The organism is Streptomyces sp. NPDC057010, from assembly GCF_042673805.1.
In the GTDB taxonomy this organism is placed as follows: Bacteria; Actinomycetota; Actinomycetes; order Streptomycetales; family Streptomycetaceae; genus Streptomyces.
This window is the reverse complement of record NZ_JBHUSC010000003.1, coordinates 241,536-267,271: the sequence shown is the minus strand read 5'-3', so window position 1 is coordinate 267,271 and position 25,736 is coordinate 241,536. Positions and strand designations below refer to the sequence as shown.

General features: G+C 73.9%; 9 protein-coding genes. 5 read left to right on the top strand and 4 right to left on the bottom strand.

What is annotated here, in order from left to right; translation table 11 throughout:
* Positions 1-272: 272 nt before the first annotated feature.
* From ACFTXQ_RS05400 to ACFTXQ_RS05385, 4 genes are all read left to right on the top strand, one after another.
* On the top strand, positions 273-14,015 hold the full coding sequence (locus ACFTXQ_RS05400; protein WP_382636078.1) for an SDR family NAD(P)-dependent oxidoreductase: 13,743 nt from the start codon (positions 273-275) through the stop codon (positions 14,013-14,015).
* A gap of 25 nt (positions 14,016-14,040) precedes the next feature.
* Entirely contained in the window at positions 14,041-14,568 is a 528-nt protein-coding gene (locus tag ACFTXQ_RS05395; RefSeq protein ID WP_382636076.1) for a hypothetical protein, read from the top strand.
* A 139-nt stretch (positions 14,569-14,707) separates the two neighbouring features.
* Positions 14,708-15,088 carry a YybH family protein gene (locus tag ACFTXQ_RS05390; RefSeq protein WP_382636074.1) on the top strand — a complete coding sequence of 127 codons (381 nt, stop codon included), beginning with the start codon at positions 14,708-14,710 and terminating at the stop codon, positions 15,086-15,088.
* Positions 15,089-15,128: 40 nt separating this feature from the next.
* Positions 15,129-15,545, top strand: a complete 417-nt coding sequence (locus ACFTXQ_RS05385; RefSeq protein ID WP_382636073.1) for a YybH family protein — start codon at positions 15,129-15,131, stop codon at positions 15,543-15,545.
* Between the two features lie 57 nt (positions 15,546-15,602).
* Here the strand turns inward: ACFTXQ_RS05385 and ACFTXQ_RS05380 are convergent, their stop codons facing one another.
* Positions 15,603-15,785 carry a ferredoxin gene (locus ACFTXQ_RS05380; RefSeq protein WP_382636071.1) on the bottom strand — a complete coding sequence of 61 codons (183 nt, stop codon included), beginning with the start codon at positions 15,783-15,785 and terminating at the stop codon, positions 15,603-15,605.
* Positions 15,786-16,025: 240 nt separating this feature from the next.
* Here ACFTXQ_RS05380 and ACFTXQ_RS05375 point away from each other — a divergent pair, with 240 nt between their 5' ends.
* The gene (locus ACFTXQ_RS05375) at positions 16,026-16,502 is read left to right on the top strand and encodes a flavin reductase family protein (RefSeq protein ID WP_382636069.1); all 477 of its coding nucleotides are present in this window, start codon (positions 16,026-16,028) and stop codon (positions 16,500-16,502) included.
* 58 nt (positions 16,503-16,560) lie between these two features.
* Here the strand turns inward: ACFTXQ_RS05375 and ACFTXQ_RS05370 are convergent, their stop codons facing one another.
* The 3 genes from ACFTXQ_RS05370 to ACFTXQ_RS05360 form a co-directional block, all read right to left on the bottom strand.
* Positions 16,561-18,114: an aspartate aminotransferase family protein gene (locus tag ACFTXQ_RS05370; RefSeq protein WP_382636067.1), complete on the bottom strand. Its 1,554-nt coding sequence runs from the start codon at positions 18,112-18,114 to the stop codon at positions 16,561-16,563.
* Positions 18,115-18,283: 169 nt separating this feature from the next.
* A complete protein-coding gene (locus tag ACFTXQ_RS05365; RefSeq protein WP_382636066.1) occupies positions 18,284-24,505 on the bottom strand; it encodes a type I polyketide synthase in 6,222 nt (2,073 codons plus the stop codon).
* Between the two features lie 44 nt (positions 24,506-24,549).
* A partial coding sequence (locus ACFTXQ_RS05360; RefSeq protein WP_382636064.1) for a beta-ketoacyl reductase occupies positions 24,550-25,736 on the bottom strand: 1,187 nt, incomplete at its 5' end.

Genomic DNA, 25,736 nt, shown 5'->3' with positions numbered 1-25,736 from the left:
TCCGTACGTGAATGAACCGGGACCGGGCGCCTCCCCGCCCGCCCCTTGCAAGGCCCCACTGCCCGGTCCGCGCCCCCGCGCGGACCGGGCAGTGTGCGTGTACGGGCCGGTGGGCGGGCCGTTTTCCAGTTACCGGCCCGTGGCCCGGCATTGGGGAATGGGTTCCCGGGCGCTGCGTAGGGTCGGATTTCTGGGATTGCGTCACATTCGCCTCAGGAGTGAATGGGGCTTGTGCCATGGGGAACCCGGTTACGAAAGGGCAGCGGAAATTCATGAAGAGTGAGCATGCTCCGGCGGTCGACGGCCGTACCGAAAAGAGTGAGCCGATCGCTGTCGTCGGACTGGCCTGCCGGCTTCCCGGCGCGCAGAGCCCCGCGGCCTTCTGGGAGCTGCTCAGCGGCGGTACGAGTGCCATCACGGACGTCCCGGCGGACCGGTGGGGCCCCGACGCCCCGGCCGCGATCAGGCGCGGCGGATTCCTCGACGCGGTGGGCGACTTCGACGCGGCCTTCTTCGCGGTCTCGCCCCGCGAGGCGGCCACCATGGACCCCCAGCAGCGTCTCGTCCTCGAACTCGCCTGGGAGGCCCTGGAGGACGCGGGGATGGTGCCGGCGTCCCTGCGGTCCACCGCCACCGCGGTGTTCGTGGGCACGCTGCGGGACGACTACACCAACCTGCTGTACCAGCAGGGCGCCGAAGCCGTCACCCAGCACACGATGACCGGCGTGAACCGCGGCGTCATCGCCAACCGCGTCTCCTACCACCTGGGCCTGAGCGGCCCCAGCATGACCGTCGACGCCGCCCAGTCCTCCTCGCTCGTGGCCGTGCACCTGGCCTGCGAGAGCCTGCGCAACGGGGAGTCCACCGCCGCGATCGCCGCCGGCGTGAACCTCAACCTCCTCGCCGAGAACACCGTGACCGAGGAGCGGTTCGGCGCGCTGTCCCCCGACGGGGTCACCTACACCTTCGACGCCCGCGCCAACGGCTTCGTACCCGGCGAGGGCAGCGGCGTCGTCGTCCTCAAGCCGCTGCGGCAGGCCCTCGCCGACGGCGACCGCGTCTACGGCGTCATCCGCGGCAGCGCCGTGAACAACGACGGGGCCACGGACGGGCTCACCGTGCCCAGCGCCCGGGCGCAGGAGCAGGTCCTGCGGACCGCCTACGAACGGGCGGGGCTCGACGCCGACGCCGTGCAGTACGTGGAACTCCACGGCACCGGGACACCCGTGGGCGACCCCATCGAGGCCGCCGCCCTGGGAGCCGTGCTCGGCGCCGGACGGCCGCAGGACGCGCCGCTGCGCGTCGGATCGGTCAAGACCAACATCGGTCACCTGGAAGGCGCGGCGGGCATCGCCGGCCTCATCAAGACCCTGCTCGGCATCCACCACCGGCAGCTGCCCGCCACCCTCAACTTCGAGACGCCGAACCCGGCCATCCCGCTCGCGGAGCTCGGGCTCGCCATGCAGCGCGAACTGACCGACTGGCCCCGCCCGGACCGCCCGCTGGTCGCGGGCGTCAGCTCCTTCGGCATGGGCGGCACCAACTGCCACGTCGTGCTCTCCGAGGCCCCGCCGGCGGCGCGGCCGCAACCCGCCGAGGAAGCGGCCCCCGCCCCCGCCGTGGTCCCGTGGGTGCTCTCCGGAGCGGGCGGCGCGGCACTGCGGGGGCAGGCAGAGCGCCTGCACGCCCACCTGACCGCCGGCGCCCCGCCGTCGGCGGTGGACGTCGGCTGGACCCTGGCCGCGCACCGGACCTCCTTCCGGCACCGTGCCGTGGTCCTGGCCCCCGACGCACCGGGGCTCCTCGACGGCATCGACGCACTCGCCACGGGCCGTCCCGCCTCCGGGCTGGTGACGGGCGCCGCGGTCACACCCGGCCGCACCGCCTTCCTGTTCACCGGGCAGGGTGCCCAGCGCCCCGGCATGGGCCAGGAGCTGTACGAGGCGTTCCCCGCCTACGCGGCCGCCTTCGACGCCGTGGCGGCGGCCTTCGACCCGTACCTGGACCGGCCGCTCGCCCAGACCATCGCCACCGGCCACGGCCTCGACGACACCGTGCGCACCCAGCCCGCGCTGTTCGCCGTGGAAGTGGCCCTCTACCGGCTGCTCGAATCCTTCGGGGTACGTCCCGACATCGTGGCGGGCCACTCCATCGGCGAACTGGCCGCCGCCCACGTCGCCGGGGTCCTCGACCTGCCGGACGCGGCCTCGCTGGTCGCGGCCCGGGGCCGCCTCATGCAGTCGGCACGGGCCGACGGCGCCATGATCGCCGTGCAGGCGGGGGAGGACGAGGTCGCCCCGCTGCTCGTCGGCCGCGAGCGGCAGGTGGCCATCGCCGCCCTCAACTCGCCGTACTCCACCGTGATATCCGGCGACGCGGACGCGGTGGAGGAGGTGGCGGAGCAGCTGCGCCGGCGGGGCCGCAAGACCAAGCGGCTCACGGTCAGCCACGCCTTCCACTCGCCGCACATGGAGGAGGTGCTCGACGAGTTCCGGCAGGTGGCCGCCCGGCTCACCTACCACCCGGCGCGCATCCCGGTCGTCTCCGACGTGACGGGCACCCTCGCCACCGACGAGCAGCTCACCTCCCCCGACTACTGGGCGCGTCACATCCGCGAGGCCGTCCGCTTCACCGACACCGTGCGCCACCTGGAGGCCCACGGCGTCACCACCCTCCTCGAGGTCGGCCCCGACGGCGTGCTGTCCGCGCTGGCCGAGGACACCCTCGCCGACCCCGGCGCGGTGACGGCCGTACCCGCCCTGCGACGCGAGCGGCCCGAGGCGCAGTCGGTGCTCACCGCGCTCGCCACGGCGTACACCCGGGGCGCCGAGGTGGACTGGGCCGCGCTCTACGGGGGCCTCGGCGCCCGGCGCGTCGACCTGCCCACCTACGCCTTCCAGCGCAGGCGGTACTGGCTGGACGGCCCGGCGCGCACGGCCGGGGAGCGGCCGCACCCCGCGGACGCGGCCGTCGCCGAAGCCCCGTACACCACCGACGAGCCGGCCTCCGTACTGCCGCACGGCGAGCTGGGGGCGCGCCTCGCCGGCCTGTCCGACACCGCCCGCCGGCATGCCGTGGCGGAGCTCGTCGACGGGCACGTCGCCGCGGTCCTGGAGTACGGGCAGGGCGAGCGCGTCGACCCGCACACGACCTTCCAGGAGCTGGGCTTCAGCTCCCTGATGACCACCGAGCTCCGCTCCGCCCTCGCCCGGGCGACCGGGCTGAGCCTGTCGGTCGGGCTGCTCTTCGACCATCCGACCCCGCGGGCCCTCACCGAGTTCGTCGAGGCCGCGCTGCTCGGCGAGGACGGCGCGGGACCCGACGCCGGGGCCGCCACGGCCCAGGACGGCGAGCCGATCGCCATCATCGGCATGGCCTGCCGCTACCCCGGCGGCGTCACCTCCCCCGAGGACCTGTGGCGCCTGGTGGCCGAGGGGACCGACGCCGTCTCCGCCTTCCCCGTCGACCGCGGCTGGGGCGAGGACCTGTACGACCCCGACCCCGAGCGGCAGGGCACGAGCTCGGTGCGGCACGGCGGATTCCTGCACGAGGCCGGCGAGTTCGACGCCGCCTTCTTCGGGATCTCGCCCCGCGAGGCCCTCGCCATGGACCCCCAGCAGCGGCTGCTCCTCGAAACCTCCTGGGAGGCCGTCGAGCGCGCGGGCGTGCTCCCCGAGACGCTGCGCGGCAGCCGTACCGGCGTCTTCGTCGGGGCCACCTCGCTCGAATACGGGCCCCGGATGCAGGACGCGCCGCCGAGCGTGCAGGGCAACGTGCTCACCGGCTCCACCGCCAGCGTGATGTCGGGACGCATCGCCTACCAGCTCGGGCTCATCGGGCCCGCCGTGACGGCGGACACCGCCTGCTCCTCCTCCCTCGTCGCCCTGCACCTGGCGATCCGCTCCCTGCGGTCGGGCGAGACGAACCTGGCCCTGGCGGGCGGCGCGGCCGTGATGTCCTCGCCCGGCATGTTCGTCGAGTTCTCCCGGCAGCGCGGGCTCTCCCCGGACGGCCGGTGCAAGTCGTTCGCGGCCGGCGCCGACGGCACCGGCTGGGGCGAGGGCGTCGGCATGCTGCTCGTGGAGCGCCTCTCGGACGCCCGCCGCAACGGCCACCGGGTCCTCGCGGTCATCCGCGGCTCCGCGATCAACCAGGACGGCGCGAGCAACGGCCTGACCGCGCCCAGCGGCCTCGCCCAGCAGCGGGTCATCCGCCAGGCCCTGGCCGACTCCCGGCTGACCGCCGCCGATGTCGACGCGGTGGAGGCGCACGGCACCGGCACCAGGCTCGGCGACCCCATCGAGGCGGAGGCGATCATCGCCACCTACGGCAGCGGCCGCGAGGGCGCGCAGCCGGTCTACCTGGGCTCGCTCAAGTCCAACATCGGGCACGCCCAGGCCGCCGCAGGCGTGGGCGGCGTCATCAAGATGGTGCAGGCGATGCGCCACGGCACCCTGCCCAGGACCCTGCACGTCGACGAGCCGTCGCCCCACGTGGACTGGTCCGCGGGCGCCGTCGAACTGCTCACCGAGTCCCGGGACTGGCCCGCGGACGGGCGGCTGCGGCGCTCCGCCGTCTCCTCGTTCGGCATCAGCGGCACCAACGCCCATGTGGTCCTGGAGTACGACCCCGCCACCGCCGAGGCCCTTGAGGACGCGGCTGTGGAGGGCCGGGCCGGCGTGCCCGCCCCCTGGCTGCTGTCGGCCCGGGACGAGCAGGCCCTGCGCGCCCAGGCGGCACGGCTGCGCGCCCACCTCGCCGAAGCCGCGGACCCCGCCGCCACGGTGGAGTCCGTGGGGCTCGCCCTCGCCACCCAGCGCACCGCCTTCGAGGAGCGGGCCGCGGTCTTCGGCAGCAGTACGGCCGAGCGCCTCGCCGCACTGGACGCGCTGGCCGCGGGCGCCCCGTACGGCGACATCCCGGACGTGGTGGCCGGCGCGACCGGCGCCGGCGGCCGCACCGCCTTCCTCTTCACCGGCCAGGGCGCCCAGCGCCTGGGCATGGGCCGCGGGCTGTACGCCTCCTCGGCCGTCTTCGCCACCGCGCTCGACGCCGTGTTCGCGGCCTTCGACGGCCTGCTGGAGCGCCCGCTGCGTGAGGTGGTGTTCGCCGAGCCGGACGGCCCCGACGCCGAGCTGCTCCACCAGACCCGGTACGCCCAGCCCGCCCTGTTCGCCGTGGAGGTCGCGCTGTTCCGGCTGCTCGCCCACCACGGCACGACCCCCGACCTGCTCGCCGGGCACTCGATCGGCGAGCTGGCCGCCGCGCACGCCGCGGGCGTGCTCTCGCTCGCGGACGCGGCGACGCTGGTGGCCGCCCGCGCCCGGCTGATGCAGGCGGCCCGCCCCGGCGGCGCCATGATCGCCGTACAGGGCGAGGAGGAGGAGGTCCGCCGCTCGCTGGCGGGCCACGAGGAGGCCGTGGACATCGCGGCCGTCAACGGGCCGCGCGCGGTGGTCGTCTCGGGCGACGCGTCCGCGGCGCAGGAGATCGCCGCCGGCTGGCGCGACCGGGGGCGCAAGACCACCACGCTCAAGGTCAGCCACGCCTTCCACTCGCCGCACATGGACGGCATCCTCGACGAGTTCCGCGCGGTCGCGGCCACCCTGCGGTTCAACCCGCCGGCCATCCCCCTCGTCTCCACGGTGACCGGCCGGCTCGCCACCACCGAGGAACTCACCTCCCCCGACTACTGGAGCGGACAGATCCGCGCGACCGTCCGCTTCCTGGACGCCGTACGGGAGCTGGAACACCAGGGCGCCACCGTCCTCGTCGAGGTCGGCCCCGACGCCGTCCTCACCGCCCTCGCCCAGAGCTCCGCGGAGGACGTCACGGCCGTGGCGCTGCTGCGCGCGGGCCGCCCCGAGCCCGACACCTTCGCCCGGGGCATCGCCCGCGCCCACACGGCCGGCGCCCCCCTCGACGGGGCGAGCCTCTTCCCCGGCGCCACCCCCGCCGCGCTGCCGACGTACGCCTTCCAGCGGGAGCACTACTGGCTGGCCCCGCAGCCCGCGACGGACGTACGGAGCCTGGGACTCGACACCGCCGACCACCCGCTGCTCGCCACCGCGGTCGAGCTCGCGGAGCGCGAGGACACGGTCCTCACCAGCCGCATCTCGCTGCGCAGCCACCCGTGGCTGGCCGACCACACCATCGCGGGCACCGTGCTGCTGCCCGCCACCGCCTTCCTCGAACTGGCCATGGCCGCGGGCATCCACCTCGGTGTCCCGTACGTCGAGGACCTCACGCTGGAGGCGCCCCTCACCCTCGCGGCGGACGAGGCCGTGCGCATCCAGGTGGCCGTCGGCGCACCCGACGCCACCGGCGCCAGGACCTTCACCGTCCACGCCGGGCCGGACTTCGCCGACGACCGGGCACGCCGGTGGACCCGGCACACCTCGGGCACCCTCGGCGCGGCGCCGCCCGCCGCGGCGGAGGCCCGACAGCCGGCCGAGTGGCCGCCCGCCGGCGCCGAGCCGGAGCCGGCCGAGGACGCGTACGACCGCCTGTCCGCGCTGGGTTACGGCTACGGGCCCGCCTTCCAGGGGCTGGGCCGGGCCTGGCGCGACGGCGACGACCTCTACGCCGAGGTGCGGCTGCCCGCCGCGGCCGGCGAGGACGGCGCCCGCTTCGGCCTGCACCCTGCCCTCCTCGACGCGGTCCTGCACCCGCTGGTCCTCGCCGCGGCCGCGCCGGACGAGCACGACAGCATCCGGCTGCCGTTCGCCTGGTCCGGCATCACCCTGCACGCCTCCGGCGCCACGGAGCTGCGGGTCCGGATCAGCCCGCGGGGCACGGACACCTTCGGCATCACCCTCACCGACGGGACCGGTGCGCCCGTCGCCGACGTGGAGTCCCTGACCCTGCGCCCGGTCGCCAAGGAGAAACTGGCCACGGCGGGCCGCGGCTCCGCGGCCGACGCGCTGTACGCACTGCGGTGGCCTGCCGTCACCGCGCCCCGGGAGGACTCCGCGCCGACCTTCGCGGAGGCCGGGGACGGCCTGGCCGGCGTGGACGCGGCCGATGTGATCACCGTCCGCCAGTACGGCACGCACGCCGGCTCCCCGGCCGACGGGCGGTACGCCGGGACCCTGCGCGTCCTGCGCCTGGTCCAGGAGTTCCTCTCCGACGGGCGGTTCGCCGACTCCCGGATGGCCGTGGTGACCTCGGGCGCGGTCGCCGCCCTGCCCGGCGAGGACGTCACCGACCTCGACGCCGCCCCCGTGTGGGGACTGGTCCGCTCGGTGCAGTCCGAGCACCCGGACCGCCTGGTCCTCATCGACCTCGACGCCGCCGCCGCGGCCGATCCGCAGGGCACCGACGACCTGCTGACCGCGGCCATGGCCACGCGGGAGCAGCAGCTGGCCGTGCGCGCCGGAGAGCTGAGGGCGCCGCTCCTCGCCGCCGCGGACACCGGCCGTACGGAAGGCGGGCCGGCCGGCGGGCTCGACCCCGACGGGACCGTCCTCGTCACCGGAGGCACCGGCGGACTCGGCGCGCTGTTCGCCCGCCACCTGGTGGCCGCACACGGTGTCAGGCACCTGCTGCTGACCAGCCGCAGGGGCCCCGACGCCCCCGGCGCACGGGAACTGGCCGCCGAACTCGCCGCGTCGGGCGCCGAGGTGCGCGTCGAGGCGGCCGACGTCTCCGACCGGGAGGCCGTCGCCGCGCTCCTCGGCTCCGTCCCCGAAGCCCACCCGCTGACCGCCGTCGTCCACACCGCCGGCGTCCTCGACGACGCGACCGTGCTGTCGCTGACCCCCGAGCGCCTGCACGCCGTGCTCCGGCCGAAGGCGGACGCGGCCCGGCACCTGCACGAGCTGACCGGCGGGCTCGACCTGAAGGCCTTCGTCCTGTTCTCCTCGGTCTCCGGCCTCATGGGCACCGCCGGCCAGGCGAACTACGCCGCCGCCAACACCTACCTGGACGCGCTGGCCCAGCACCGCCGCGCCCAGGGCCTCCCGGCGACCTCGCTCGCCTGGGGCCTGTGGGACGTGGCCGACGGCATGGGCGGCACGCTCACCGCCGCCGAGACGGCCCGCTGGGAGCGGGCCGGGATGCCGCCGCTCGCCGCGGAGCAGGGCCTCGCCCTGTTCGACCGGGCGCTCGGCACCGACGCCGCGCTGCTCGTCCCCGTACCGCTGAAGCCGTCCAGGACCGGGCCCGACGAGCCGCACCCGCTGCTGAAGGGCCTCGTACCCGCCCGGGTCCGGCGCGCCGCGCAGGCAGGACGGGACGCGGGCCAGGGCTCCGCCTGGGCGCGGCAGATCGCCGCGCTCCCCGAGGACAAGCGGAAGGAGGCCGTGCTCGACCTCGTCCGCGCCAAGGCCGCCGCCGTCCTCGGGCACGCCGGCGCCGCCGCCGTCGCCCCCGACCGGGCGTTCAGCGACATCGGCTTCGACTCGATGAGCAGCGTCGAGCTGCGCAACCAGCTGACCCGGGCCACCGGTGTGAAGCTGCCCGCCACCCTCGTCTTCGACCACCCGGCGCCCTCCGCGCTCGCGGCCTACCTGCTGACCCGGGTGGTCGCGGAGGAGGCCCCCGCGGCCGCGGTGACCCGGCGCAGGGTCAGGGCGGACGAGCCGATGGCGATCGTGGGGATGGCCTGCCGCTACCCGGGCGGGGTGTCCTCGCCGGAGGACCTGTGGCGGCTCGTCGCCGACGGCGTGGACGCGGTGAGCGAGTTCCCGTCGAACCGCGGCTGGGACCTGGAGGCCCTGTACGACCCGGACCCGGAGAGCGCGGGCACCAGTTACACGCGGCACGGCGGGTTCCTGCACGACGCGGACCTGTTCGACCCGGAGTTCTTCGGGATGTCGCCGCGGGAGGCGACCGCGGCGGACCCCCAGCAGCGGCTCCTGCTGGAGACCGCCTGGGAGACCTTCGAGAGCGCGGGCATCGACCCCGCATCGGTGCGCGGCAGCGCCACGGGCGTCTACGTGGGCGCCATGTACGACGACTACGCGGCCCGCGCGGTCGCCTCGCCCGGCGAGTACGAAGGCTTCCTGCTCGCGGGCAACCTCTCCAGCGTCATCTCCGGCCGCGTCGCCTACACCTACGGCCTGGAGGGGCCGGCCGTCACGGTCGACACCGCCTGCTCGTCCTCGCTCGTCGCCCTGCACCTGGCGGCCAACGCCCTGCGTTCGGGCGACTGCGACCTGGCCCTGGTGGGCGGTGTGACCGTCATGTCGCAGCCGACGACGTTCGTGGAGTTCTCCCGGCAGCGCGGTCTGTCGGCCGACGGCCGGTGCAAGGCGTTCTCCGCGTCGGCCGACGGCACCGGCTGGTCGGAGGGCGTGGGCCTGCTGCTGGTGGAACGGCTGTCGGACGCCCGGCGCAACGGCCACCGCGTCCTCGCGGTAGTACGGGGCACGGCCGTCAACCAGGACGGCGCGAGCAACGGCCTGACGGCGCCCAACGGCCCCTCGCAGGAGCGGGTGATCCGCCAGGCCCTGGCGAACGCGGGGCTCGGCGCGGCGGACGTGGACGCGGTCGAGGCGCACGGCACCGGCACGAAGCTGGGCGACCCGATCGAGGCGCAGGCGCTGCTGAACACGTACGGGCAGGAGCGGCGCGACGGACAGCCGCTGTGGCTGGGCTCGCTGAAGTCGAACATCGGGCACTCCCAGGCCGCGGCGGGTGTCGGCGGCATCATCAAGATGGTCCGGGCGATGGAGCACGGTGTGCTGCCGCGCACGCTGCACGCCGAGGAGCCGTCGGGGCACGTCGACTGGGAGCCGGGCGCGATCTCGCTGCTGACCGAGGCGCGGGAGTGGCCCGCCGCGGGCCGTCCGCGGCGCGCGGGCGTCTCCTCCTTCGGCATCAGCGGCACCAACGCCCACGTCATCATCGAGCAGGCGCCGGCCGCACCGGCGCCCGCGCCCGCCGCCCCCGAAGGGGCCGCGGTGCCGTGGATCGTGTCGGCCCGCACCGAGGAGGCGGTACGCGACCAGGCCGCACGGCTGCACGCGTACGTGGAGCGGAACCCGGACCTCACCCCGGCCGGTGTCGGCTACTCGCTCGCGACCGGACGCGCCCTCCTGGAGCACGGCGCGGCCGTCGTCGGCACCGGCAGGGCCGCCCTCCTGGAAGGGCTGCAGGTCCTGGCCCGCGGCGGTTCGGCCCCGGCCGTCGTCCGCGGCCGCAGCGACAGGCCGGGCAAGACGGCCTTCCTGTTCACCGGGCAGGGCAGCCAGCGCCTGGGCATGGGCCGCGAACTGTACGCGTCCTCGCCGGTCTTCGCCCGCGCCCTGGACGAGGTGTGCGCCCACCTCGACACCGCCCTGGCACGCCCCCTCAAGGAGGTGCTCTTCGCCGCGGAGGGCTCGGACGGGGCCGCGCTCCTCGACCGTACGGTCTTCACGCAGGCGGCACTCTTCGCCGTCGAGGTGGCACTGTTCCGGTGGTTCGAGCACCACGGCCTGACACCCGACTTCCTCCTGGGGCACTCCATCGGCGAGGTGAGCGCCGCGCACGTGGCCGGCGTACTCGATCTGGCCGATGCCGCGGCGCTGGTGGCGGCGCGCGGCCGGCTGATGGAGGCGGCGCCCGCCGGGGGCGCCATGGCGGCGGTCGAGGCGAGCGAGGAGGAGGTACGGAAGGTCCTGGACGCCCGCGGCGAGGACGGCGGGGTCGTCGCCGTCGCCGGAGTCAACGGGCCCCGGGCCGTGGTGATCTCCGGGGACGCGGATGCCGTCGGGGAACTGGCCGCCTTCTGGAAGGAGCAGGGCGTCCGGACCAAGAGGCTCACGGTCAGCCACGCCTTCCACTCCCCGCACATGGAGGGGGTGCTGGACGAGTTCCGGGAGATCGCCGGGAAGCTCGCCTTCCGGGCGCCGCGCATCCCGGTCGTCTCCAACGTCACGGGCACCCTGGCCACGGACGACGAGCTGACCTCGCCCGACTACTGGGCCCGGCACATCCGCCAGGCCGTCCGCTTCCACGACGGCGTGCGCCACCTGGAGGAGCAGGGCGTCAACCGGTTCGTCGAACTGGGCCCCGACGGCGTGCTGACGGCCCTGGTGCAGAACTCGCTCACCGGGGAGGCCGGAGCCCTCACACCGGCCCTGCGCCGCGGCAGGCCGGAGGACGAGACCGTCATGGCGGCGCTCGCCCTGCTGCGGACGCACGGCGCCGCACCCGACTGGGCGGCGGTCTTCCCCGGCGCCGCTGCGGTGCCGCTGCCCGCCTACGCCTTCCGGCACCGGCGCTACTGGCTCGACGCGCCCGCCGCGGACGCCGACGCCGGCGGTCTCGGCCTGACCGCGGTGGAACACCCCTTCATCGGCGCCTCCGTGGGCCGGGCGGGCCGGGACGAGTACCTGTTCACCGGCAGCCTGTCCCTGCGGACGCACCCGTGGCTCGCGGACCACGCCGTGGCCGGGACGGTGCTCCTGCCTGCTACCGGGCTCCTGGAGCTCGCGGCCCTGGCCGGCGAGCGGGCGGGCAGCGAACGGATCGAGGACCTGACGCTCGCCGCGCCGCTGGTGCTGCCCGAACGCGGCGGCGTGCAGGTGCAGGTGGCCGTCGGCGCCGCCGACGACCGCGGGATCCGCACCGTCGAGATCCACTCGCGGGCCGGCGAGGAGCCGGAACAGGAGTGGCTGCTCAACGCCCACGGAACCCTGGCACCCGCCGAACCGGATGCGGCGGGCGCGGGCCTGGTGGTGTGGCCGCCCGCGGGTGCGCAGGAGGTCGACCTCGAAGGCGCCTACGAGCGGCTCGCGGATCAGGGCTACGCCTACGGCGCGGCCTTCCGGGGGCTGCGCCGGGTGTGGCGCGGCGCCGGCGAGGTCTTCGCCGAGGTCGCCCTGCCGGACGGGCCGCGGGACGAGGCGGGCCGGTTCCTGCTCCACCCGGCCCTGCTCGACGCGGCGCTGCACACGCTCCTGCCGGGGGTGAGCGAGGCGACCGGACTGGCCCGCCTGCCGTTCTCCTGGACGGGCGTGCAGCTCCACGCGGTCGGCGCGCCGGTGCTGCGGGTGCGCCTGGCCCTGTCGGACCCGCAGGCGCAGACGCTGGAGGCCGCCCTGCTGGTGGCCGACGGCTCCGGTGTGCCGGTCGCCTCGGTGGAGTCCCTGGTGCTGCGCCCGCTGTCGAAGGACGCTGTACGTGCCGCGGCCGGCGCGGGCCGCGACGGCCTGTTCCCGGTGGAGTGGTCGCAGGTGCCGTCGCCGGACGGGCCGGTGGACACCTCGCGCTGGGCCGCCCTGGGCGCGGCGCCGGTGGAGTCGGTGGCCTCGTACGCGGATCTGGAGGCGGCGGCGGAGGCCGGTGCGGACACCGTCCTGTGGCCGCTGACACCGCAGGCCCCCGCGGCCGGCCGCGACGGCGCCGACGTCGCCGTGGCCGCCCGGGCCGCCCTCGGCCGGGTGCTGGAGCGGGTGCAGGTGTTCCTGGCCGACGAGCGGCTGGCCGCGGCGCGGCTCGTGGTCGTGACGCGGGGTGCCGTCGGCGCGGTCGCCGGTGACGGCGTACCGGATCTGGAGCATGCGGGCGTCTGGGGGCTGCTGCGCGTGGCGCAGACCGAGAACCCGGGCCGCATCGTCCTGGCCGACGTGGACGAGGAGGGCTACGCGAAGCTGCCCGGGGCGCTGGCGGGCGGGGAGCCCCAACTGGCCGTGCGCCAGGGCCAGGTGCTCGTACCGCGCCTCACGCGGGGCGGCGCGGCGGACGATGCGGAGCTGCCGCGCTGGGACGAGGGCACGGTCCTGATCACGGGCGCGACCGGGACGCTGGGGCAGGTCCTGGCCCGGCACCTGGTCGCGGAGCGCGGTGCGCGGCGGCTGCTGCTGCTGAGCCGCCGCGGCGAGGCCGCTCCGGGAGCCGGCGAGCTGCGTGCCGAACTGGAGGCGCTGGGCGCCGAGGTGGTGTTCGCGGCGTGCGACGCGGCGGACCGCGAGGCCCTCGCCGAGGTGCTCGCCGGGGTGCCGGCGCGGTTCCCCGTCTCGGCGGTGGTGCACACGGCCGGCGTGCTCGACGACACCGTGGTCGGCGAACTGACGGCGGACCGGCTGGACGCCGTGGTGCGGCCGAAGATCGACGCGGCGTGGAACCTGCACGAGCTGACGCGGGAGTCGCCCCTGTCGGCGTTCGTCCTGTACTCGTCGGTCGCCGGTCTGATCGGGAACGCGGGCCAGGCGAACTACGCGGCGGGCAACACGTTCCTGGACGCCCTGGCGCAGCACCGCCGGGCCCTGGGGCTCCCGGGGACGTCGTTGGCGTGGGGGCTCTGGTCGCAGGCCAGCACGATCAGCGGGCAGCTGAACGACACGGACCTGCGCCGGCTCGCCCGCCTCGGCCTGCGGCCGCTGCCCTCCGACGAGGCCCTGGGCCTCTTCGACGCGGCGTTCACGACCGGACGGCCGGTCCTGGCCGCGACGTACCTGGACACCAAGGTGCTGCGCCGGCAGGGCGAGGAGATCCTGCCGGTCCTGCGCGACCTCGCACCCGCCGCCGCACGGCGCAAGGCGGCGGGCACGGAATCCGGTTCCGGTGCCGGGCTGGTGGAACAGCTGGCCCTGATGGACCGGGCCGGGCGGGAGGAAGCCCTGACCGGGCTGGTCCGGGGTCAGGTCGCCGCCGTGCTCGGGCACGCCGATCACGGTGCCGTGGACGCCGACCGGTCCTTCCAGGACCTGGGCTTCGACTCGCTGACGGCGGTCGAGCTGCGCAACCAGCTGGGCCAGGCCACCGGCCTGCGGCTGCCGGCCACCCTCGTCTTCGACTACCCCAACCCCGCCGCTCTCGCGCAGTACTTGGCGGAGCGCATCGAGGAGGGACAGGGGGCGGCGGCGGCCGATCCGGTGCTGGCCGGCCTGGACCGCATGAAGTCGGCGATCCAGGCCGTGACCTCGGACGCATCGGCCCGGACACAGGTCGCGGCCAGGCTGCGGGAGCTGCTCCTGCTCGCCGAGGGCCGCGACAAGGACGGTGCCGACGGGCCCGACGCGGACGCGGACCTCGACTCCGCCAGCGACGAGGAACTCTTCGCGCTTCTCGACGACCTCGATTGATTCACCATCGAATGAGGAGAAACCAATGGCCATGGGAAGGGGCCCGGACGATGAGGCCGACCTCTGGGAGACCGCCGTCGTCGGGCGCAGGTTCGTCGACGTGCTCAACGAGGGCCTGATCCGCTCCGCGGGACTGCTCACCCGCACTCCGGCCCGAGGGCAGGCGCCCGGATGGCAGCGCGCCGGGCACGAGCCCTCCGATCCCTTCGCCGCAGCGGTGCTGTCGGGATACGAGGAAGCCCTGGGGGCGGCGCTCGCCCCCGGGGAACGGCACGACCGGGAGCTGCGCGCGGTACTGCTGCGCCGGGGCCGCGAGGTCCTCGCGCAGGCGCAGCTCCTGGCCGGCCGGCCCGCCGGGGACGGGGAAACCCCCGTGCCCCGGCGCCTGTCGCCGGAACAGGAGTCGATGGTGCTCAGCCTGCTCACGGGCTGCGCCGTACTCGCCGCGCTCAGGGACGAACCGCCGTGGCCTCCGGAGTGCCGGCCCGCCGATCTCATCAAGACGCTGGGGCGCCTGGCCGGGCAGGCGCCGGCGACCGCGGGAACGGGCTGAGCCTTTTACCCGGCCGGATATCGCATTACTTCGTAATGGGTGGGCGGTGGACGTCGCCCGGATATTCTCCCGGGAGTTGCCTTCGCAACAAAAAACGACGTGCGTATTCCGGCAGGCGGGAAAAGGGAGAATTCTCATCATGGCGAAACTCACCAGTGACGTCGCACAGCACACCGCGATCTATGTGGAGGCGTTCAACAGGGGTGACGCGGACGCCGTCAACGCGATGTACACGGAAGAGGCCGTCGCGGTCTGGGAGCCCGGAGTTCCGCTGACCGGGCAGGACCGCATCGACGCGGTCAAGGAGTTCCTCGCCCGCGGTCCGAAGATGACGGCCGTGCCGCGGCAGTCCTTCGTCACGGGGGACACCGCGCTGCTGATCGTCGACTGGTCCATCGACACCAAGGACGAGGACGGCAACCCGGAGCACCTGGAGGGCGTCGGCGTCGACGTCCTGCGCCTGAACGCCGACGGCCACTGGCTCTACGCCATCGACGACCCGTACGGCGAGGACAAGTAAACCGTTGCCGACAACAAAGAAAGTGGGAGGGGACATTTCCATGGCCATCACCGTTGACATCGACTACGACAAGCCGGACCTGACCGACGACACCGACCAGCAGAACGAGATATTCCTGCAGGTGTTCAACTCGGGCGACGGTGAGCTCTTCGACCGGCTGTACCGCGAGGACGCGATCTCGAACTTCTCGGGCACGCCGCTCACCGGCGCCGAACGCCTCAAGTTCTTCAAGGACTTCCTCGCCCTGAAGCCGTCCCTGCAGGCGAAGGTCACCCATTCCTACGTCGCCGGCGACGTGGCGCTGATCGGTGTGGAGTTCAGCATCGACGGTACCGGCGAGGACGGCAAGCCGCTGCACATCGAGGGCAAGTGCACCGACGTCCTGCGCCGCGTGGAGGACGGCCGCTGGCTCATGGCGGTCGACCGTCCGGTCGCGGGCAGCCTGCTCCCCGAATAGCCGCGCACGGACACGTGCCCCCGTACCGATCGGTACGGGGGCACGCGTCTGTGGTGGTCAGGAGGCGGGGTCGAGCAGCAGCACGGCTCCGCCGGGGCAACAGTCGGCGACGTCCTGCGCCGACTCGATGTCACCGGGATCGGTGAGTTCGCGGACGAGGACCTCGCCGCGGCCGTCTTTCGCCAGCCGGAACAGCTGCGGGTTCATGGCGACGCAGAGCCCGGAGCCCATACATGCCATCTTGTCGACCTTGAGGGGCGTCGTCACGTGAATTCCTTCGGTTTACGGGTGCCGTCGGTCCAACCTAGCCCCGCGCCTTCCATCTCCCGGTCATCGCCGGGTACTCCGGGGCGGATACGGGGAGCGGTTACCCGGTGATGAGTGGCCAAGGAATTGCGAAGCATATGTTCGGTACATGAGTCTCTCGAAGGGTTCGGCATGAAATCTGCGTCCGCTGAGGAAACCATCAACCGAATCCCGATGGACTCGGTTGAATTGCGCGAGGCGATGTCCCGCTTCGCGACCGGCGTCATCGTGATCAGCGTCGGTGGGGAGCACATCCACGGGATGACCGCCAACGCGTTCAGTTCGGTCTCCCTCAACCCGCCCACCGTGCTGTGTTCCGTGTCCCACAGCGCCGTCATGCACCAGGCGATCACGGCGGGGCGCCGCTTCGGGATCTCCGTGCTGGACGCGGAGCAGGAGCAGCTGGCCCGCTACTTCGCCGACAAGAACAGGCCCCTGGGGCCCGAGCAGTTCACCGGAGTGGAGTGGGAGCCGGGGCCGCTGACGCAGGCACCGCTGCTGCGCGGCGCGCTCGCCTGGCTGGAGTGCGAACTGGAGCAGTCCCACGACAGCGGCGACCACTCCATATTCATCGGCCGGGTGGTGCGCGCCGCCACCTCACGCGCCTCGTCCCCGCTGCTCTTCTTCAACGGGAAGTTCCAGCAGATCTGACAACGGGAAGGGGGGCCGGCGGATACCGCCGGCCCCCCTTCCCGTATCCGCCCCCGGATCACGCGGGCGGCGCGAGACGCGCTCCGTCCTGGTCGCGCAGGAGGGTGCACACCTCGCGCAGAGCCGCCCCCAGCCGGTCGATCTCGGCGTCGGAGAGCTCCACGGACGGCTCGAACCGCAGGGTGGTCACGGCGCTGGCCGTCGGGAACGTCCGTACGTGGTGCTCCCGCAGCAGGAACCCGGCGACGACGTAGCCGAAGAAGCCGCCGCGCGCGATCTCCCGGATCACCGGCGATTCGGCATCCGACTGGTCCCGGAACTCCAGCCCCAGCATCAGCCCCCTGCCCCGTACCTCCTTGACCACGGTGGGGAATTCGGCCCGGACGGATTCGAGCGTCGCGGCCAGCCGCTCGCCGCGCTCGGCGGCCAGCCGGTAGACGCGGCCGCCGTCGGCCTCCAGCATGTCGAGCACCTTGAGGGCGATGAGGGACGAGAAGCTGTCCTTCGCGAAGGTGGAGCTGTGGACGATCTCGAACTCCCGCCGGTAGCGGGCCTGGCGGACCAGCATCACGGCCGTCTTGGCGATTCCGCCGCCCAGGCTCTTGGCCAGGGTGTAGTAGTCGCCCCGCAGGCCGATGAACGAGCTGGCGAGGAACGCCCCGGACCGGCCCATCCCGCTCTGGATCTCGTCCACGACGATCGGGCAGTCGATCTCGGCGCACACCGCCTGGATCTCCTGCGCGAACTCACGGGTGAGCACCTTGATGCCGCCCTCGCCCTGGATGGGCTCCAGGACGAAGGCGCAGAAGAGCGGCATGCTCCGCTCCACGACCCGAACCGCACCGTCGACGACGTGCAGGTCGAACAGGACGGCGCGTTCCTCGTCGACGATCCTCTTGAGCTCTCCCGGCTGATCGCACGGCACGAACCTGGCCTGCGCGGCCAGCGAGCGGAACGGGGCCCGGTAGCCCTCGTTGTGCGTCAGCTGGACACTGCCCACCAGCTTGCCGTGGAACGAGCCCTCGGGGGCGAGGAACAGCGGCGGCCGGGAGAACTGCTCCGCGTTCTTCCCCTCGATCTCCGCGGCCAGCTGCTCGAAACCGCCGGCGCCGGCGCCGGGCAGGACCGCGGCGCCGCTGCGCACCGCGGCCCGCGCACCCTCGACGTGCGCGGCGACCTCCGCCCTGATCTCCGCGAGACGCATCCCGCGGTCGAGCTCGGCGTGCTTGACCGCGGCCTCGACGGCCTCCGCCCCGCTGTTGGCGAAGATCGCGAAGTAGGGCTCGTCGTCGCCGAGTTCACGCTGGACGATCGTGTTCAGCGCCCGCGCGACGTCGTTGGCGTAGGGATGGCGGGAGAACTGGGCGTGGATCGGCGTCCCGGCGTCCAGGAGCGACTTCGCGTGGGCGACGATCTCGGGATTGTTGTGCCCGAGCAGCACCGAACCGTATCCGCCGGCGAAATCCGCCACCGGAATCTCCCGGCCCCGATCGTCCAGCCGGTAGAGCGTGTTTCCTTCGGACCGTACGTATTCGACGTCGAGCCCGGCACTGGCCAGCACTTCGCGCAGATGCGGCTCGGCAAGTTCGAGCCGGGCGGATGCGGTATTCATGTCGCCTCCTTGTCGGCCGGGCGGGCGAAGCCGCCCGGCGATTCCGCTGCATTCTTGATTCGCCCACGCACCCTAAACTCATCCGACTTCCGCGCATTCCAGCGCGCGTTAACCGCCGGGTCATTACCATTCGGGGCCGGGCCGTGGGCGGCCCGGCCGCCGATGCGGCTCAGCCGGCCGCGGGGAAGTGCTTCTGCTCGACGAAGAAGGCCACGTACTTCTCGAAGAGTTCACGGCTCAGAGGAGGGCAGACGATGCCGCTGCCCGCCAGCGCCCGGTCCGTCTCCGTCGTGTCGATCGGCGGATAGAAGGCGTCGGTGTCCGACGTCATCATCTCGAAGGCGTGCAGCAGCGGCTGGACCGCGTTCGACCGGTCGTTCCTGACCCCCTCGCTCCACGTGTCCCAGTCCTGCTCGTCCAGCCGGTACCCGAGCGTGCGCAGGTACTCGGCGCAGCGACTCAGGCTGAGCGAGGTGTTGTTGAAGAGCTGGTACGTCCCCCCGGCCATCTCGGGCATCCGGGAGATGCCGGTGATGGCCGCGCTGACGTAGTCCACCGGCAGCAGGTGGAAGCGGCCCCCGACGCCCGTGGGCACCCCCTCGGCCTGGATCAGCCCCTTGAGGCTCAGCCAGACGAAGTCCCGGGTCTGGCAGGCCCCGTTGACCTGGTCGCCGGAGATCACGTCGACGCGGTAGACGGAGACCGGCAGCCCGCGGTCGCGGGCCAGGCCGATCATCTGCTCCGCCACCCACTTGCTCTGCAGGTAGCCGCTCGGAAGGCTCTCGGCGGGACCGGTGGGATCGGTCGCCTTCAGCGGTACGCCTTCCTCCAGCACACCGTTGAACACGCCGACGGTCGACACGTAGTGCACCGGGACCGTGCGGTGCAGGGCCGCGAGGCGCAGCACCTCCTCGGTACCGGAGACGTTGGCCGCCTTCAGGGCCGTGTACGGGTGCAGCCAGTGCACCTGGGCGCCGTTGTGGTAGACGACGTCGACGGTCCGGGCCAGCCGGTCGAAGTCCGCGGCCGTCAGGCCGAGGCGCGGCGAGGCGAGGTCGCCGACCACGATGGCGAGCCGGTCGGGATCGATGTCCTCCCACACCCGGTACCAGAGCAGGTTCTCCTGGAGCCGCTCCCAGGCCTCCGTCTCGTCGGCACCGCGGACGAGGCAGTGCACGCGCGCCCGCGTCGTCCGCATCAGGTCGCGCAGGAGGAAGGCGCCCAGGAACCCGGTGGCGCCGGTCAGCAGGATCTCCTCCGGATCGACCGCCGCCCCGACGGTCACAGCGGCGGGCCGTACGTCGTCGGCGAGCCGGACCTCGGCCGCGAAGTCCACCCCCGTCCCCTGCGCGGCGCCGCTGCCCGCCGAAAGCACCTCGGCGTGCAGGTGCGCGGCGAGATCCGCCGGGGTCGGATGGTCGAAGACCAGCGTTGCGGCGAGCCGCAGTCCCGTGGCCGCCGCCAGCCGGTTGCGCAGTTCGACGGAGGTCAGCGAGTCGAAGCCCACCGAGGCGAGGGGCTGGTCGGCGCCGAACCTGCCCGCCCCCGTGTGCCCCAGCACCCCGGCCATCTCGTGGAACACCACGTCGAGGGTGACGCGCCGCTGTTCCTCCTCCGAAAGGCCGGCGAGCCGCTCGGCGAGCGAGCCGGCGCCGGTGTCCGCGTTCTGGGCCGAACGGCGGGCGGGGGAGCGGACGAGCCCGGTCAGCAGCGCCGGGACCTGCCGCTGCCTTCGTACGGCGGCCAGGTCGAGCGGCGTGGCGACCACGGCCGCCCGGCCCAGGCCGAGGGCCCCGTCGAGCAGCTCCGGACCCTGCTCCGTCCCGACCGGCTTGAAGCCGCTGCGCGCGATCCGCCTGCGGTCCGCCTCCGTCAGCTCCGCGGTGATGCCGCTGGCCTGCGCCCAGAGACCCCAGGCGATGGAGGTAGCGGGGAGGCCGTGGTGGTTGCGGTGGTGGGCGAGGGCGTCGAGGTAGGCGTTTGCGGCGGCGTAGTTGGCCTGGCCGGGGCCGCCGATGACGCCGGCGATGGAGGAGAAGAGGACGAAGGCGGAGAGGTCGAGGTCCCGGGTCAGCTCGTGGAGATGCCACGCGGTGTCGACCTTGGGGCGCATCACGGTGCTGATCCGGTCGGGGGTGAGCGTGGTGATCAGTGCGTCGTCGATCGTTCCGGCCGTGTGGACGACGTTGGTGAGGGGCCGGTCCGCGGGGATGGAGGCCAGCAGGGCGGCGAGTGCGTGGCGGTCGGCGGTGTCGCAGGCGGTGATGGTGACCTGGGCGCCGAGGGCGGTGAGTTCGGTCTGGAGGTCTTGTGCTCCGGGGGCGGTGGGTCCGCGTCGGCTGGTGAGGAGGAGGTTGCGTATGCCGTGTTCGGTGATGAGGTGGCGGGCGATGGTGGCGCCGAGGGTGCCGGTGCCGCCGGTGATGAGGGTGGTGCCGTCGGGGTTCCAGGGTCGGGTGGGGGTGGTTTCGGGGGTGCGGTGGAGTCGGGGGGTGTGGAGTTGGCCGTTGCGGAGGGCGAGTTGGGGTTCGTCGAGGGTGAGTGCGGTGGCGAGGGTGTCGGGGTGGAGGTCGTCGGTGTCGGTGTCGGTGTCGATGAGGACGATGCGGTCGGGTGCTTCTGTTTGTGCGGAGCGCAGGAGGCCCCATACGGCGGCTGCCGCGAGGTCGGTGGTGTCTTCGCCGTCGGTGGTTGCGAGGGCGCCGCGGGTGATGACCACGAGGGGGGTGTCGGTGAGCGTCTCGTCGGTGAGGTGGTCCTGGACCCGGGCCAGCACCCGCCGAACCGCCGCGTGGACGGCTTCGGCGCCGGGAACCGACGGCTCCAGCCGCAGCAGTACGGCGTCCGGCTCGCTCAGCGGCCCTTCCACCGGACGCACCGGCGCCCAGTCGACGTGGTACAGGGCGTCGTGGTTGCGTAGCCGCGCCTCGGCGAGTTCCGCGGCCTCGACCGTACGGAACGCCAACGCGTCGATGCTCGCCACCGGTTGCCCGGCCCGGTCGGCCAGCCGCAGCGAGAACGTGCCGTCGGCGGTGCCGGGCACCGTCCACACCTTCAGCGACGTGGCCCCGCCCGCGTAGAGGCGGACCCCGCTCCACTGCGCGGCCAGCGGCTTCGGGCCGCCGTCCGCGTCCGCCGCCACCGCGGCGGTGCGCACCGCCGCGTCGAGCAGGAGCGGATGCAGCCCGTAGCCCGTCACCTCCGCCGCGAGCTCGTCGGGCAGGTGCACCTCCGTGACGGGGGCGCCGCCCGGCTCGAACGGGACCTCGCCGCCCTGGGGTCCGAGCATGCCCTCCGCGATGAGGGTCCAGGGCGCGTCGGTTCCGTCGGGGCGGGCGTGCACGCTCAGGGGACGGCGGCCGGTGCCGTCGGCCGAGCCGACGCCGACCTGCACCTGCGTCCCGCCCTGTGCGGGGAGCACGAGCGGAGCGCGTACGGACAACTCGTCGAGGACCGGGGTGCCGGCCTCGTCCCCGGCCCGGATCGCCAGCTCCACGAGCACGGACTCCGGCACCATCGCCCCCGCGGCCCAGGGGTGCGCGGAGGCCAGGAGACGGCCGCTGAACAGCAGCTCGTCCGCATCGGCCACCGACAGCGCAGCGCCCAGCAGCGGGTGGCCGGTGCCGGCCAGGCCCAGACCGGCGGCGTCGCCGGGGGCGGTCGCCTCCACCCAGTAGCGCTCGCTCTGGAACGCGTAGGTGGGCAGATCGACCCGCCGGGCTCCCGTCCCGGCGAAGAAGGCCTCCCAGTCCAGGAAGCCGCCGCCGGTGTACAGCTCGGAGAGGCCCGCGACCAGCGTGTCGGGTTCGGGCTGCGTCCGGCGCAGCAGCGGGACGGCGGTGTACCCGTCGCCGTCGAGCGTGGCCCGCGTCAGGGCGGTGAGCACGTCGTCGGGGCCGATCTCGACGAACTTCGTCACCCGCTGCTCGGCGAGGGACCGCAGGGCATCCGCGAAGCGGACCGGGCGGCGGACCTGGTCCACCCAGTAGTCGGGGGAGCCCAGCTGCTCGGCCGTGGCCGGCTCACCGGACAGCGTGGAGACGATGGGGATGGCCGGCGCGTGGTAGGTCAGCCCGGCGGCGACCTCGCGGAACGCGCCGAGCATGGCGTCCATGTGCGGTGAGTGGAAGGCGTGGCTCACCGTGAGCGGCCTGGTCTTGCGGCCCTGGGCGGCGAGCCGGGCGGCCACCTCGGCGGCGGCTTCCGCATCGCCGGAGATCACGACCGACTGGGGGGCGTTGACGGCGGCGATGGCGACGCCGTCGGTGAGGTGGGGGACGACCTCGTCCTCGGTGGCCTGGATGGCGACCATGACGCCGCCTTCGGGGAGCGCCTGCATGAGGCGGGCCCGGGCGGTGACGAGTCTGGCGGCGTCCGGCAGGGTGAGGACCCCGGACACGTGCGCGGCGGCGAGTTCCCCGATGGAGTGTCCCGCCAGGTAGTCGGGGCGTACGCCCCAGGACTCCACCAGGCGGAACAGTGCCACCTCCAGCGCGAACAGCGCGGGCTGCGTGAACCCGGTACGGTCCAGCCGCTCCCCGGTGCGGATCACCTCCGCGACCGGCTCGTCGAGGTACGGATCCAGCTCTGCGGCCACCGCGTCGAACGCGGCGGCGAAGGCCGGGTAGGCCTCGTACAACTCCCGTCCCATGCCCGCACGCTGGGCGCCCTGCCCGGTGAACAGGAACGCGGTCCTGCCGTCCCGGCGCACCCCGCGCACGCTGCCCGGCCCCGGCACCCCTTCGGCCAGCGAGCGCAGCCCGGCGAGGAGGCCCTCGCGGTCCCGGCCGGTCACCGCCGCCCGGTGGTCCATCGAGGAGCGGCTGGTGGCCAGCGCGTACGCCACGTCGGCGGGGGCGAGGCCCGGGTCGTCCTCGACCCGGGACAGCAGCCGCCCGGCCTGCGCGGCCAGCGCCTCCGGGGTCTTGCCGGAGAGCACCCACGGGATGACGGGCAGCGCCGGCGGCGCGACGCCCTCCTCCCCGGCCGCCACGGCCTCGGGCGCGGGCGGCTGTTCGAGCACCACATGGGCGTTGGTGCCGCTCACGCCGAACGCGGACACCGCGGCGCGGTACGGCGCGCCCGTACTCGGCCACGGCCGCGCCTCGGTGAGCAGTTCGACCGCTCCCGAGTCCCAGTCGACCATCGGGGTGGGACCGTCGACGTGCAGGGTCTTCGGCAGGACCCCGTACCGCATCGCCTGGACCATCTTGATGACGCCGCCGACGCCCGCCGCGGCGACCGTGTGCCCGATGTTGGACTTCAGCGAGCCCAGGTACAGCGGCCGGCCCTCCGGCCGGTTCTGGCCGTAGGTGGCGAGCAGCGCCTGCGCCTCGATCGGGTCGCCGAGCCGCGTGCCCGTTCCGTGCGCCTCGACCACGTCCACATCGGCGGGATCGAGCCGGGCATTGGCGAGCGCCTGCCGGATCACCCGCTCCTGGGACGGGCCGTTCGGCGCCGTCAGACCGTTGCTCGCGCCGTCCTGGTTCACCGCGGAGCCGCGGATCACCGCGAGCACGGTGTGCCCGTTGCGCCGCGCGTCCGACAGCTTCTCCACCAGGACGAGACCGACGCCCTCGGACCAGGCGGTGCCGTCCGCCGCCGCGGCGAAGGACTTGATCCGCCCGTCGGCCGCCAGACCGCTCTGCCGGGAGAAGTCGACGAAGCCGCCCGGGGTCGCCGTCACGGTGACGCCGCCGGCCAGGGCGAGCGTCGACTCGCCCAGGCGCACCGACTGCACCGCCTGGTGCAGGGCCACGAGCGAGGAGGAACAGGCCGTGTCCACCGAGACGGCGGGGCCCTCGAGACCGAAGGCGTAGGCGATGCGGCCGGAGACGACACTGCTGAGCTTGCCCGTCATCAGGTAGCCCTCGAACTCCTCGGGCCCCTCCAGACCGAGGTAGCTCTGCTCCACCACCCCGGCGAACACGCCCGTCCTGCTGCCCTTCAGAGCGGCCGGGTCGATGCCGGCCTGCTCGAACGTCTCCCACGCCACCTCCAGCAGGAGGCGCTGCTGCGGATCCATCGACTGGGCCTCGCGCGGGGAGATCCCGAAGAACGCCGCGTCGAACCGGTCCGCGTCGTGCAGGAAGCCGCCTTCCCTGGTGTACGAGGTCCCGGGCTGGTCCGGGTCGGGGTCGTAGAGCCGCTCGAGGTCCCAGCCGCGGTTGGTGGGGAACGGCGTGATCGCGTCACGCCCCTCCCGGACCAGCTGCCACAGGTCCTCGGGCGAGTGCACCGAGCCCGGGAACCGGCAGGCCATCCCGACGATGGCGACGGGCTCGGTGCTGTCCGCCTCCATCTCGGCGATGCGCTGCCGGGCCTTCTGCAGGTCGGCCGTCACCCATTTGAGGTACTCGACGAGCTTCTCTTCTTTGTCTGCCGTGGCCATGCGGAAATCAATCTCCCCTGAAGGTGTGGACGTGTGCGGAGCGGTCAGCCGGCAGCGCGGCCCAGCGCGGTGTCGATGAAGTCGAAGAGCTCGTCCGTCGAAGCCGACTCGATGCGGTCGGACAGCCCGTCGTCGCCCCCGGCGGGGGTCAGCTTCGCCGCGAGCGCCTGGAGCCGGCCGGACAGCGTGCCGCGCAGGCCCTCGTCCTCCGGGAGGGACTCCAGGAGCGTTTCGAGCCTGCCGAGCTCGGCGAGCAGGGGCTGGGCGGCGTCCGGCGCCTCGGGCGTGATCCGCATCCGCAGATGGGCGGCGAGGACGGCCGGCGACGGATGGTCGAAGACCAGGGTGGCGGGCAGCCGGGTCCCCGCGGCGGCGTTGAGCCGGTTGCGCAACTCGACGGCGGTCATGGAGTCGAAGCCCAGCTCCTGGAAGGCCCGCTCGGGATCGACCGCCTGCGCGTCGGCGTAGCCGAGCACCCCCGCCACCTCGGTCCGTACGAGGGACAGCAGCAGCTCCTGCTGGTCCTGCTCGGTGAGTCCGGCGAGCCGCTGCGCCAGCGATTCACCGGCGGCCTGCTGGGCCCTGCGGCGTACGGGAGCCGCGACGAGGCCACGCAGGATCGCGGGGACGCGCCCCGAGGCCCGTACGGCGGCGACGTCGAGGGGAGTCGCCACCACTGCGGCCTCGCCCGAGGCGAGCGCCGCGTCGAACAGGGCGACTCCTTCCTGCTCGGAGACCGGCCGCAGCCCTTCGCGGGCGAACCGCCTCAGGTCGCCCTCGGCGAGTCGGCCACCTGCCTCCCACAGGCCCCAGGCGATGGAGGTGGCGGGGAGGCCGTGGTGGTGGCGGTGGTGGGCGAGGGCGTCGAGGTAGGCGTTGGCGGCGGCGTAGTTGGCCTGGCCGGGGCCGCCGATGACGCCGGCGATGGAGGAGAAGAGGACGAAGGCGGTGAGGTCGAGGTCCCGGGTGAGCTCGTGGAGGTGCCGTGCGGTGTCGACCTTGGGGCGCATGACGGTGTCGAGCTGGTCCGGAGTGAGGGTGGTGATCAGTGCGTCGTCGAGGGTTCCGGCGGTGTGGACGACGGCGGTGAGCGGGTGCTCGGCCGGGACGTCGGCCAGCAGTGCGGCGAGTGCGTCGCGGTCGGCGGTGTCGCAGGCGGTGATGGTGACCTGGGCGCCGAGGGCGGTGAGTTCGGTCTGGAGGTCTTGTGCTCCGGGGGCGGTGGGTCCGC